The organism is Halomonas alkaliantarctica (genome assembly GCF_029854215.1).
GTDB lineage: Bacteria > Pseudomonadota > Gammaproteobacteria > Pseudomonadales > Halomonadaceae > Vreelandella > Vreelandella alkaliantarctica_A.
On record NZ_CP122961.1, the window covers coordinates 1,732,012 to 1,745,170 of the forward strand.

Genomic DNA, 13,159 nt, shown 5'->3' on the forward strand with positions numbered 1-13,159 from the left:
CGCTCCTAACGTAGATGATTCATCAACCGTGAGAGCGCTTGCTCTACAGCACTGACGCCTTCATTCACTCGTGCATCCACGGCTTCTGCCGCTGCTTGTGCTCCGCTTGAGATGGCATTTCTCGCGGCAATAGCTTTATCTCGTGCCACTTCAATGCCGCTGTCGATCGCTTGGTTCCAGGTTTCTCCATCCAGCCACTCTTCCACATTGGGTTGAGTCCCAATTCGCATCAAATCGTTGATGGGCAGATCGGCTAATCCCGCGTCTAAATAGGCCGGAACATGAGTGTTAAAGGCAAAGGTTTTAAAGGTGGCTTTATCGGTTTCCAATTCCTGTTTGGGAACCGTCATTTGAACAGTGCGGTTGGGGTAGCGACGACATACCACATTGATTTCTTCTCCCTTCATATTGTCTTTAAGACCGAGCTCAATGTTTCTTTGTAACAGATAGCGAGCTTCATCTAACCAATCACCACCTTGGTCACCGAGTCTCGGCCTCAAACGCTCTCCGTAGGTATAGCAATAATAATAGCCGTAACTAATGTAATAGTCGGGGGGCTGATGTCCGCAGCCGATGTGGCGCATCATGAAGTTAGCGTGTCTCGACCAATGCTGATGGGTACTATCTGGGGCGATCAGCACATCACGATTTGCCAGTAATCGGCGCATCACATCGACGTCATCGAACGGGTTCCACCGTGTGGCCCATGCCCTTATGGTTTCCCAGGTGGCTACGCCGGTTTTATCAATAAATTCATCATGTAGTGGACGGTAATAGAACTCGCAGTTGCCTAAAAAGCTTGCATTGGCGGAGGGCACTTCCTTATCGCAAATATGTAAGTTGACGGCGACGGGCTGTGTGTCATCGGTGGGTGTATAAGCTGCATCAGCAGCGCCTAAAATATCGTCGGCAGCCACGTTTAGTCTCCTAAAATGTCGATATGCAAGCGGCCAGGGACGTCGCTTTCGGTCAGCCCCGTTTCTCCCAGTTCGTTCGTGCGGCCCTCCTTAACGACACCACCTTGTGCATCGGTAATGCGGTAACGCATATTGGCAGCGGGTATTTGAGTGCCGCTCCACATAGCAACGAATGATTGGTTGTAATTACCCAAACCACTTTCGCCACCTCGAGGCTTTAATGGTTCGAGTACGGCTTGCCCACTTCCCACACCAGGGCTACCGCCAGAGTTGATCTTCACCTGAGCGCCGACGATCGTAATGCCGCTGGGGTCGAGCTTAACGAAGCTTCCGCCGGCTTTGAGGGTGATTTCTGCCCCCGCATCGATGACCGTTTTGCCGCCTGATTTTTGATGTACTTCTTGCCCGGCTTCCAGCAATTGCGCCTGGCCGACTTTCTCATGACGGCTACCGTCGATGATCAGGTGGTCGTCGCCATCTACCTGGGTATGGCGGTTGTTATGCACCGTGTGATGATCGTCGTTGTCGATCTCGGTGATGCGGTCGTTGTGTACCTTGAGGTGGCTGTCGCGCTGGATCTCTTCGGTGCGGTCGTTAAGGGTTAACAGCTCCAGGTCTTTCTGGGCATGGAGCCAAATCTGCTCTTCGCCCGCTTCATCCTCAAAGCGTAGCTCGTTGAAGCCTTCGGCCTTGTGGCTTTGGGTGCGGATCACCGTGCTGGTTTTGTGCTCCGGCAGCGGGTAGGGCGCGGTATTAACGGCGTGATAGGTGCGCCCGGTGATTAGCGGTTGATCCGGGTCGCCTTCTAAAAATGAAATAATCACTTCATGGCCAATACGGGGAATGGCGATACTGCCGTAACCGCCGCCTGCCCAACCTTGAGCGACCCGTACCCAGCAACTGGCCGTGTCGTTGGGTTCGGCGTAGCGGTCCCAGGGAAACTGTACTTTGACTCGGCCGTTTTCGTCGCAGTGAATCTCTTCGCCTTCGGGGCCCACCACAAAGGCCACTTGGGGGCCGTCTACTCTAGGCTTAGGGTTGGGCGTCGCCCGCCAGGGGGTGTCGCCGGGAATCAGCGTGAGCTGGTTATAGTAGCGGGTCATGCCGTTGGCATCGACCTGCGTCATTCCATCCTCTTCCAGCGCCTGGGGCTGCTCGCCGTGGTGGATGACGCTAATGGCCTGCCAGTCCCGGTTGAGGCTATCGGTATCGTGATCGGTCAGGGTAAAGCGCAGGCCAGGGGTGAGTTCGGGTAGGTCGCTTTCCGCTTGGCCGGTAATAACCTCGCGGCGCAGATGCTCTAAACGAATACGGGTAAAAGGCTCGCCGGAAGCATCCTGCTTATAACGGCCGGGGTAGTCGTAATGTTCGTAGTCGGTATTTTGGCCATGGGCTGCTACTTCACGGCCCAGGTGTTCGTGTAGCTGTGCGTAAGCGGGGTTTTTAAAGCTGTAATCTTTGAGTGTGGCAGAAGCGGCAGCCACTCGCGCTTTGTGGCTAAGCTTGCGTACGTGGCGGGTAGGAGCTGTGCCACCAGCGCGACTGTTGTAGTGCCGTTCTCCGACATTGGTAAGTACCTGCGGGTCATCGGCGAAGACCAACCGGTGGCTGTTCTCGTCAAATTCATGGAAATAGAACAGGCCCTCTTCTGCGGCCAGGCGTTCGATAAAGGCGAGATCGCTCTCGCGGTACTGCACACAGTACTCGCGCTCGGCTAAATCACGCTTAACCGCAAAACTCACATCGGTAATGCCCCGCTCGTCGCATAGGGTATTAATGATGGTGAGCGGGTCGACTTTCTGGAAGATACGCGAGTTTTGGCGCAGCGAAAGCCGCCACAGGGCAGGGCGCAATACCAGGGAGTAGAAAGTGCGGCGGTGACCGCGATCTCCCCGGCCAAATTCACTCACAATGCCATGTATCCGACGCAGCGGTTGGCCATCTTGCCAAATGGTCAGGGCGGCGTCGCGGTCTAGCAGCTCGGTGGCATCCAGGCTGCCATTCCGGCTAGCCAGGTTAAGCGCCAGCTCAAAGGGCTGGGAGAGCGCTTCACGGTGGGTGAAATCTAATACTGCGATATCGTCAATGCCGGATAGCGTTACAGTAAACTGCAGGCCGGAGCCATTTGCCCCAGTATTGTCTGCCATCGCCGCGCTCCATGGATCGTCATCTACTAATAAGAAACGATCAGAATAGCGACACAGAGGGAGAGCACAACCTAGGTAGGAGAAGTCACCGTGATCTCGTACACGTTTGTAAGACATATCTTACAAAATTTTAAGAGATGGCTTACAAGCATGAGTAGTTGAGAAGAGAACTATAGCCTAACTAGGTGTAGAAGAGAGTTAAAAGAGAAAATTAAAACGGCAGATGCAGAGAGGCGCTTAGCATATTGAGATGGCTGAGCGTTGGAGCGTCGATGCGCTCGTACTCCAGTCGGCTAATAAGCCTGTTGATCGTTAAGGTCGCCCCGAAGCCCTGTAGCATCGCTGTACCGCTTTCATCGACACCTTCCAGTTCGCTTTCACCACGCCATTCCGTGATGCCGGACTTCGCATAAACGCTGAAGGCGCCCATGCGAACACCGGCAACAACGGCACCGCCCAAACTCAGCGTATCCATAATCAACGGATTGACACTGGAGGAAGTGAGGATTTCTTCGCTTTCCCGGTAGGCAATTTCAGCGCCGATATCAAGCTGGGGGAGTCGCCAGGGGCTGAAGCCAGCGGTGACTCGAAAGCCGCTGGTATAGTTATCAAGGCTTTGCAGGTCGCTGCCTTCCAAGATAACGCCGTTATCAAGCTGCATGAGTTCGCTATTGGGTGCGGTATAGGCCATTACCGGCGGGGTATCGTCGGCGTAGCTGCTAAACCAAGGAACAGAGCAGCAGAGCAGGGTGCTTGCCAAGCGTTTGATTGGCATTTTGCGTACACCTATTGTTGTCTACCCATTGATAGGGCGAACATGGATAGGGAGAAAAAAAGCTATCCCATTCAGACTAGCAACTGGCTTGGATTTCCACCACTTTAATTGCGCCCTCGGCTAAGTTATCGACTAAATTTATACCCATTGTGATAAAGCGCTCGCCAAATACCCACTGGGGAGATAGCACCGCTTGACGGGTCGTCTGCTCTTTTTGTCGTTGTCGCTGGCGCCACTCCAAGGCTATTTTGCTCCAGTCTTCCGTGTGTTCAAGTCGAAAACCGGCTGTTTCCAGCAATCCAGTCAGCTCGGCAAGGGGCATTAGATGGGAATGCTCGGAAGAGGCTGCCCATGGTACTGGATAGAGAAGTTGCGCCACGTTAGGGCCGCTGACCACTTCATGCATGACTACTTGCCCGCCAGGACACAGCACGCGGTGGCTTTCAGCGATGACTTTGGCGGCATCTGGCATATTCATCAGGCTGTGTTGAAACAGCACAGCATCAAAGCTGTTATCGGCAAAGGGCAGCGCGCTCGCGTTACCGGTTACCCAGGTTAGAGGTATCGAGTCAGGCTGGTTTACCCGCGAGCTCAGCGATTTATTTAGCGCACAGAAACCGTGGGTAATGTCCAACCCGGTCATCCTAAAGCCAAGTGAGGCCCCCTGGCGCATCAGCCCACCTAGCCCAGCGCCAATATCCAGTACCTTGCGGTGGGTGTCAGGCTTGAGCCGTTCAAGCAGCCGAATGGAGGCCGCTACGCCACCGATATGCAACTGATCCAAGGGGGCCAGTTGATGCAGCGTGGGGCCAGCAGGGTAGTGGGCATCTATCTGCGCCAGTACCTCATCAGCGCGCAGGGCACGCTGATAGTGGTCAATTAAAGGGTTAAAGGGAGCCATTGCTTATGACTCTTGATCCAAACCTAGCTCCTGAATGGAAATTTCGCGCATTTTGAATTTTTGAATTTTGCCGGTGACGGTCATCGGGAATTCGTCAACGAACTTGAAGTAGCGCGGAATTTTGAAGTGGGTAATTTTGCCTTTGCAGTACTCGCGTAGCTCTTCACCAGTGACTTCGTCCGCAGTGCTATTGAGTTTTACCCAGGCAATCAGCTCTTCACCGTACTTCTTATCCGGTACGCCGGTGACCTGTACTTCTGAAATCGACGGGTGGGCATAAAGGAACTCTTCAATTTCCTTGGGATAAACGTTTTCGCCGCCGCGAATGACCATGTCTTTAATGCGCCCCACGATCTGGATGTAGCCCTCTTCATCCATGGTGGCTAGGTCGCCGGTGTGCATCCAGCCCGCTTCATCAATGGCTTCAGCGGTGGCTTTATCGTTGTTCCAGTACTTCAGCATTACGCTATAGCCACGGGTACACAGCTCGCCAATTTCACCGCGGGGGATAATGCCGCCGTTACCGGGGTCGACGATTTTATTTTCCAGATGCGGTTGAGTGCGACCTACGGTGGAAACACGCTTCTCAATGCTGTCGTCGGCGCCCGTCTGGGTAGAGACCGGGCTGGTTTCCGTCATGCCGTAGGCGATCTGCACGCCCTTCATGTTCATCTTGCTGATGACCTGTTTCATGATTTCCGCAGGGCAGATAGAGCCCGCCATAATGCCGGTGCGTAGGGAGGAGAGATCGGTGCCGGGGAAATCAGGATGATCAAGCTCGGCGATAAACATGGTGGGCACGCCGTAAAGCGCGGTGGCTTTCTGCTCGTGCACCGCTTTAAGTACTTTGCCGGGATCGAAGCCCTCATCCGGGTAAATCATGGTGGCGCCGTGGGTCATACAGCCCAGGTTGCCCATGACCATACCAAAACAGTGGTAAAGCGGTACTGGAATCACCAAACGGTCTTCGCTGGTAAAGCCCATGCTTTCCGCCACGAAGAAGCCGTTGTTGAGAATGTTATGGTGGGAAAGCGTCGCGCCTTTAGGGAAGCCCGTGGTGCCAGAGGTGTACTGAATATTGATCGCGTCATCAAACTGCAGCGTTGCTTGCAAGTCCTCAACGTCGGTTTGGCTAACCTTGCTGGCTTCTTGCATCAGGTCAGACCAGCGCCACATGCCGCTCAGCTTTTCGCTGCTTAAATTAATAATGCACTCAAGGTCGGGGAGCTTTTGCGAGTTCAGCTCACCTTCGTTACTGGCGTTTAATTCGGGTGCCAGTTCATACAGCATGGCGCTGTAGTCGGAGCTTTTGAAGCTATTGGCGGTGACCAGAAAACGCGCGCCGGATTGGTTGAGCGCGTACTCAAGTTCATGGGTACGGTAAGAGGGATTAATGTTGACCAGAATGGCGCCAATTTTGGCGGTAGCAAACTGCGTTAACGTCCATTCGCTGCAGTTGGGAGCCCAAATGGCCACTCGATCGCCTTTATTGACGCCGATGGAGAGCAGCGCACGGGCACAGCGATTGACCTCTTCCTGGAGCTGGCGATAGCTCCAGTGAATGTTTTGGTGCAATACAATCAGCGCATCGTTATCAGCGTATTGCGTCGCGATTTGGTCAAATTTATCGCCGATCGTCATGCCCAGAAGCGGCTTTTTCGCCATGCTGCTGGAGTAGCTGGGTTGGGTAAGAGCAGGTGATGCCATGGTGTATCTCTCCGATATTTTTCTTGTCCGAACGGGAAGGCAGGGGATAACTCGCTGCTTTTAATTTTTATTATTCACGTTTTATTTAACGTCTAGAGCCTTTTGCCAGGGCCACCTTGGAGCCGGGCTTGCGGCCTAGCTCGTGGGTGATCCAGTAGCCGGTATCTATCACCGCCTGCAGGTCGATGCCCGTTTCAATCTCTAGCCCTTCCAGCAGGTAGAGCACGTCTTCGGTGGCTACATTGCCGGAGGCACCTTTGGCATAGGGGCAGCCGCCAAGCCCCGCGGTAGCGGCGTCGATAACGCTAACGCCTTCTTCTAGGACGGCATAAAGATTGGCTAGCGCCATGCCGTAGGTGTCGTGGAAGTGGACGGCCAGAAACTCAATGGGCACCTGTTGGCGCGTCGTCTCAATCATGCGCTTAGCCGCCAGCGGCGTACCCACGCCAATGGTGTCGCCCAGAGAGACTTCGTAGCAGCCCATTTCATAAAGCGCCTTGGCCACTTCAGCCACTTTGGCGGGAGCGATTTCGCCTTCATAGGGGCAGCCCAATACGCACGAAACGTAGCCGCGCACGCGCACGCCAGCATCCCCCGCGCGCTTTAGCACCGGCTCGAAGCGTGCCAGTGACTCGGCAATCGAACAGTTGATGTTTTTTTGCGAGAAGGCTTCAGAAGCGGCACCAAATACCGCAACCTCTTCAACACCCACGGTTAGGGCGTTTTCAAGCCCCTTTAGATTGGGCGTTAGTGCCGAATAGACCACGCCAGGCTGGCGTTTAATGCCACCCATCACCTCAATGGCATCGCCCATTTGCGGCACCCATTTAGGTGACACAAAGCTGGCGGATTCAATATGCGTGATACCCGCTTTAGCAAGCCGCTCGATCAGAGCAATTTTAGTCCCGGTGGGCACGATGTCCCCCGGCTCATTCTGCAGGCCGTCACGGGGAGCCATTTCAAACAGCTTAACGGAAATAGGTAATGGCATCGGAGACTCCTATTCGTTGGCCGAAAAGTCGAGCAATATGGCACCTTGGCTCACGGTGTCGCCGGCCTGGAAGTGAAACGTCTCCACGCTGCCATCGGCGGGGGCGTTCATGGTGTGCTCCATTTTCATGGCTTCCATCACCATCAGCGGCATGCCTTTTTCGACGACAGCGCCAGGCTCCACTAGCAGGGCAACCACTGTGCCGTTCATGGGGGCAGTGAGGGTCGACTCCGCTTCGTGGTGGCCGTGGTCGATGGCATCAATGCGCCGCCAGAATAAACGGGTTTCGCCGCTTGGGTCGGCCATGACCACTACATGGCCATCGCGGCGTGCCTGCAGGCGGCGACGGTGACCATTCAAGGTAACGGCGACTGCATCGCCAGTAAGCGGCTGCAGACTGGCAGTTAGCGTTTCATCGCCAATGGTGAGGTTCCACAGCGATTCACCCGCGCTGCGTTTACCTTCAACGATCACTACCGCTTCATCGCTATCGGGCGCTTGCGCACTTGCCGGGTCGCAGAGCGCAATACGAATGGTGTGCGGCGCGTTGAGGCGGAAGCCGTCGTGTCGATCCCAGGGCGAGTCGCTTTCGCACTCCTGGGCAAGTTGATGCAGGCCAATCAGCGCGGCGCTGGCGTAGGCCTCCATGCTGTGAGTACGTGGAGCAAACAGCGTCGCTTCGTTGCGCTCGATAAAGCGGGTATCCAGCTCCACGTTCTTAAAGCCGGGATGCGTTGCCAGGCGCATTAGGAAGGCGCGGTTAGTCACCACGCCCTGTACATCCAGCGCCGCCAAGGCACGGTTAAGCGTAGCCAGCGCCGCATCGCGGTCGGCACCGTGAACGATCAGCTTGGCGAGCATGGGGTCGTAGTGCATTGACACCGTATCGCCGCTCTCTACACCGCTATCAAGGCGAACTTGATCGCCGCTTAGGCCAGCGCCTTCTAAGTCGAGTGCGAAGCGGGTGAGCAGGCCGGTGGCGGGTAGAAAATCCTGATCCGGGTCTTCGGCGTAAATACGCGCTTCAAAGCTATGCCCGGTAATCGTCAGATCGTCTTGGGTGCAAGGGAGCGGCTCGCCCATGGCCACGCGTAGCTGCCACTCGACCAGATCCTGGCCGGTGATCATCTCGGTGACCGGGTGCTCGACCTGAAGACGGGTATTCATCTCCATGAAGTAGAACGAGCCATCAAGGTCTAGCAGAAACTCGACGGTGCCTGCGCCCACGTAGCCAATCTCCTGGGCGGCGCGTATGGCGGCATCACCCATGGCGCTGCGCAGCTCCGACGTCATGCCGGGGGCGGGGGCTTCTTCGATTACTTTTTGATGGCGGCGCTGAACGCTGCAATCACGCTCGAACAGATAAACGCCGTTGCCGTGGCGGTCGCAAAATACCTGGACTTCCACATGGCGCGGCTGCACCAGATACTTCTCGATCAGCATGCGGTCGTCGCCGAAGGCGGCTTTTGATTCACGGCGGCAGCCGTCTAGCGCGGCCTGAAAACCATCGCCTGATTCAACAACGCGCATGCCTTTGCCGCCGCCACCCGCGCTGGCTTTGAGCATCACCGGGTAGCCAATTTTGTCGGCTTCACTGCGCAGCAGGACGTCGTCCTGATCATCGCCGTGATAGCCCGGCACCAGCGGCACGCCCGCATTGGCCATGCGCGCTTTGGCGGCGGATTTGTCACCCATGGCGGCAATCGCCGAGGCAGGCGGGCCGACAAAGGTAATGCCCGCTTCTTCAAGGGCTCTGACGAAGGTGCCGTTTTCGGAAAGAAAGCCGTAGCCGGGGTGAATAGCGCCAGTGCCCGTACGCTTGGCGGCTTCGATCACCGCATCGATATTCAGATAGCTTTCCCGCGCGGCGGCAGGGCCTAGGCGCACGGCCTCGTCGGCTTCACGTACGTGGCGTGCGCTGGCATCGGCATCAGAATAAACCGCGACGGTTTTCAGGCCCATACGGCGGGCCGTACGCATCACCCGGCAGGCAATTTCACCGCGGTTGGCGACCAGCAGAGTGTCAAAAGGCGTCGTGCGAGCGGCTTTTTCGTGTTTTTTCATGAGCGACGCTCCGAAGCGTGGGGTGTGTTATTAGAATCGGCCCAGGCGGGGCGGCGCTTTTCAAAGAAACTGGATAAACCCTCTTGCCCTTCTTGGCTTACTCGCAGCTTGGCGATCACCTGACAGGTATGTTCGCGGGTGGCGTCACTGTCAGGCGCTTGAGCAACCTTGGCCATTAGCGCCTTGGTGGCGCGCTGGGCTTGGGGTGAGCCGGCTAACAGAGTGGCCAGCATGGCGTCCACTTCGTCGTCTAGCTTATCGTGCTCCACCACCAAATGGACTAAACCCAGCGCGAGCGCTATTTCGGCGTCCATTACTTCGGCGGTTAACGCATAGCGGCGCATCTGGCGCTCGCCCAGGGCCCGCTGCACGTAGGGGCTGATGACCGCGGGCGATAAGCCGATTTTGACTTCCGAAAGGCAGAATTTGGCTTTGCCCGAGGCGATCACCACATCGCAGCAAGCGGCCAAGCCCACTGCGCCCCCAAAGGCGGCGCCTTGAACACGGCAAACCGTGGGGCAGGGCAGCGTATCCAGGCCATGCATCAGCGAGGCAAGCTTACGGGAATCGGCGAGGTTATCTTCCAGGTCGTAATCGACCATGCGCTTCATCCAGTTCAGATCGGCACCCGCAGAGAAACTCTTGCCTTCGGAACCCAGCACCACGACGCGCACATCACCCGCCTCAGCAAGGGTGTGAAGCTGCTCTAGGTGTGCGTTCAGTTCAGCGATCAGGCTGTCGTCAAAAGCGTTATGCACCTCGGGACGGTTTAAGGTCAGGCGCGCGACACCCTCTTCTATCATCAGCGTTGAGTAAGCCATGGTGATTGCCCCTTTACATCCGGAACACGCCGAAGCGCGTCTCTTCAATTTCTGCATTCATTGCGGCAGCTAATGAAAGCCCCAACACATCACGGGTTTGCAGCGGATCGATCACGCCGTCGTCCCACAAGCGAGCGCTGGCGTAATAGGGGTGGCCTTGATGCTCGTACTGCTCGCGGGTGGGCTGCTTGAAGGCCTCTTCTTCCTCTTTGCTCCACTCGCGGCCTTCGCGTTCGTGCTGCTCGCGCTTAACCTGGGCCAGAACACCCGCCGCCTGTTCGCCGCCCATGACGGAAATACGCGCATTGGGCCACATAAACAGCAGGTTGGGGTCGTAGGCGCGGCCACACATACCGTAGTTTCCGGCGCCGAAGCTGCCGCCAATCAGCACGGTGTATTTGGGCACCTTGGCGCAGGCCACGGCGGTGACCAGCTTGGCGCCGTGTTTGGCGATGCCTTCGTGCTCGTACTTGGAGCCGACCATAAAGCCGGTGATGTTCTGGAGAAAAATCAATGGAATCTTGCGTTGGGCGCAGAGCTCGATAAAGTGTGCTCCTTTCACGGCACTTTCGGAAAACAGCACGCCGTTGTTGGCCACGATCCCCACCGGGTAGCCATGGATATGCGCAAAGCCAGTGACCAGGGTTTCACCGTAGTAGCGCTTGAACTCGTCGAAATCGGAGTCGTCGACGATGCGGCCAATGACTTCGCGCACGTCGTAGGGCTTTTTCAGGTCGGTGCCGACAATCCCATACAGCTCCGCAGGGTCGAGTTTGGGTGGCTTGGGCGCCTGCATGGCGAGCTTGCCACGTTTTTGCCAGTTCAGCCGCGACACACAGGCGCGGGCAAGCTGCAGCGCGTGGGCGTCGTTTTCCGCGTAGTGGTCGGCCACGCCGCTGACTTTGGCGTGAACATCTGCACCGCCTAAATCTTCTGCGCTAATGCTTTCACCGGTGGCGGCTTTTACCAAGGGCGGGCCACCCAGGAAAATCGTGCCCTGCTCTTTAACGATGATCGACTCATCCGCCATGGCAGGCACGTATGCGCCGCCTGCGGTGCAGGAACCCATCACCACGGCAATTTGCGGAATGCCTTCGGCAGACATGGTCGCCTGGTTATAGAAGATGCGCCCGAAGTGATCGCGGTCGGGGAATACTTCATCCTGGCGGGGCAGGAAAGCACCGCCGGAATCGACCAAATAAATGCACGGCAGGCGATGCTTACGGGCGATCTCCTGGGCGCGAATATGTTTTTTCACAGTGAGCGGGAAGTAGGTGCCACCTTTTACCGTGGCGTCGTTAGCGACGATCACGCACTCCACTCCGGAAACCCGACCGATACCGGTGACCACACCAGCAGCGGGGATCTCGCTATCGTATATGTTGTGCGCCGCCAGGGCGGAGAACTCTAAAAACGGCGAACCTTCATCGATCAAGTGATCGATGCGGTCGCGGACAAACAGCTTGCCCCGGCTTTCGTGGCGCTCGCGGGCTTTGCTGCCTCCACCTTGGGCGACGGCGGCGGTTAGCTCACGCAGTTTGTTCACTTCACCCAGCATAGAGGCTTCATTGGCTTGAAACACCTCGCTGCGCGGATTGACCTGGCTATTCACAGTGCTCATGGCGCGGCCTTTTATTTGGTTTCAGTAAACAGTTCGCGGCCAATTAGCATTCGCCGAATCTCGCTGGTACCCGCGCCGATCTCATACAGCTTGGCATCGCGCAGCAGGCGCCCTGTGGGATATTCGTTGATGTAGCCATTGCCGCCGAGCAGTTGAATGGAGTCCAGCGCCACCTGCGTGGCCTTTTCGGCACAGTAGAGAATGACGCCAGCAGCATCTTTGCGCGAGGTCTGGCCCCGGTCGCAGGCACCGGCGACGGCGTATAAATAAGCGCGGCAGGCATTCAGGGTGGTGTACATATCCGCCACTTTGCCTTGCACCAGTTGGAATTCACCAATCGACTGATTGAACTGCTTGCGCTCATGGATATAGGGCATCACCACATCCATAGCGGCCTGCATAATGCCGATCGGGCCAGCGGCCAGTACGGTACGCTCGTAGTCCAGCCCGCTCATGAGGACACGTACGCCTTTGCCTTCCCCACCGAGAATGTTGTCAGCGGGAACCGCGCAGTCCTGAAATACCAATTCACAGGTGTTGGAACCGCGCATGCCCAGCTTGTCGAGCTTCTGGGCGGTGGAGAAACCGGGCATACCCTTTTCGATAATAAAGGCGGTAATGCCTTTTGAACCTGCTTCGGGGTCGGTCTTGGCGTAGACCACCAGCACGTCAGCATCGGGACCGTTGGTGATCCACATTTTATTGCCGTTAAGGATGTAGTGGTCGCCATTTTGCTTGGCGCGCAGCTGCATTGAGACCACATCAGAGCCTGCGCCGGGTTCCGACATCGCTAAAGCGCCCACGTGGTCGCCGCTGATCAGCTTAGGCAAATACTTGGCTTTCTGTTCAGAAGTGGCGTTGATCTTGATCTGGTTAACACACAGATTGGAGTGGGCGCCGTAAGAGAGCGCTACCGATGCGCTGGCCCGAGAGATCTCTTCCATGGCGATACAGTGAGCGAGGTAGCCCATACCGCTGCCGCCATCCTCTTCAGAAACGGTAATGCCCAGCAGCCCCATATCGCCAAACTTCTTCCACAAATCGTTAGGGAACTCGTTGTTGCGGTCGATTTCGGCAGCGCGTGGGGCAATCTCGCTGGCCGCAAAGGCGTTGACCTGCTCACGCAGCATGTTGAGCTCGTCATCGAGGCCAAAATTAAGTTCTGAGTAGTGTGAAAACATGGTCAATCACCTGTTGCAGATTTTTGTATTAGCT

The 13,159-nt window shown here is 56.4% G+C and carries 10 protein-coding genes; all 10 read right to left on the bottom strand.

The window, feature by feature from the left end; translation table 11 throughout:
- Nucleotides 1–5: 5 nt before the first annotated feature.
- The gene (locus QEN58_RS07825) at nucleotides 6–917 is read right to left on the bottom strand and encodes a hypothetical protein (RefSeq protein WP_280106546.1); all 912 of its coding nucleotides are present in this window, start codon (nucleotides 915–917) and stop codon (nucleotides 6–8) included.
- A gap of 2 nt (nucleotides 918–919) precedes the next feature.
- The gene (locus tag QEN58_RS07830) at nucleotides 920–3,064 is read right to left on the bottom strand and encodes a type VI secretion system Vgr family protein (RefSeq protein ID WP_280106547.1); all 2,145 of its coding nucleotides are present in this window, start codon (nucleotides 3,062–3,064) and stop codon (nucleotides 920–922) included.
- Between the two features lie 211 nt (nucleotides 3,065–3,275).
- On the bottom strand, nucleotides 3,276–3,839 hold the full coding sequence (locus QEN58_RS07835) for a hypothetical protein (protein ID WP_280106548.1): 564 nt from the start codon (nucleotides 3,837–3,839) through the stop codon (nucleotides 3,276–3,278).
- A 76-nt stretch (nucleotides 3,840–3,915) separates the two neighbouring features.
- Nucleotides 3,916–4,740 (bottom strand): class I SAM-dependent methyltransferase, encoded by an 825-nt coding sequence (locus QEN58_RS07840; protein ID WP_280106549.1) that lies wholly within the window; start codon nucleotides 4,738–4,740, stop codon nucleotides 3,916–3,918.
- A 3-nt stretch (nucleotides 4,741–4,743) separates the two neighbouring features.
- Nucleotides 4,744–6,447 (bottom strand): AMP-binding protein, encoded by a 1,704-nt coding sequence (locus QEN58_RS07845; protein ID WP_280106550.1) that lies wholly within the window; start codon nucleotides 6,445–6,447, stop codon nucleotides 4,744–4,746.
- A gap of 85 nt (nucleotides 6,448–6,532) precedes the next feature.
- Nucleotides 6,533–7,438: a hydroxymethylglutaryl-CoA lyase gene (locus tag QEN58_RS07850; protein WP_280106551.1), complete on the bottom strand. Its 906-nt coding sequence runs from the start codon at nucleotides 7,436–7,438 to the stop codon at nucleotides 6,533–6,535.
- A 9-nt stretch (nucleotides 7,439–7,447) separates the two neighbouring features.
- The gene (locus tag QEN58_RS07855) at nucleotides 7,448–9,502 is read right to left on the bottom strand and encodes an acetyl/propionyl/methylcrotonyl-CoA carboxylase subunit alpha (RefSeq protein ID WP_280106552.1); all 2,055 of its coding nucleotides are present in this window, start codon (nucleotides 9,500–9,502) and stop codon (nucleotides 7,448–7,450) included.
- Nucleotides 9,499–10,323 (bottom strand): enoyl-CoA hydratase/isomerase family protein, encoded by an 825-nt coding sequence (locus tag QEN58_RS07860; RefSeq protein WP_280106553.1) that lies wholly within the window; start codon nucleotides 10,321–10,323, stop codon nucleotides 9,499–9,501. Before QEN58_RS07860 ends, QEN58_RS07855 begins: the two co-directional genes overlap by 4 nt.
- 13 nt (nucleotides 10,324–10,336) lie before the next feature.
- Nucleotides 10,337–11,944 carry a carboxyl transferase domain-containing protein gene (locus tag QEN58_RS07865; RefSeq protein WP_280106554.1) on the bottom strand — a complete coding sequence of 536 codons (1,608 nt, stop codon included), beginning with the start codon at nucleotides 11,942–11,944 and terminating at the stop codon, nucleotides 10,337–10,339.
- An 11-nt stretch (nucleotides 11,945–11,955) separates the two neighbouring features.
- On the bottom strand, nucleotides 11,956–13,125 hold the full coding sequence (locus tag QEN58_RS07870) for an isovaleryl-CoA dehydrogenase (protein WP_280106555.1): 1,170 nt from the start codon (nucleotides 13,123–13,125) through the stop codon (nucleotides 11,956–11,958).
- Between the last annotated feature and the right edge of the window lie 34 nt (nucleotides 13,126–13,159).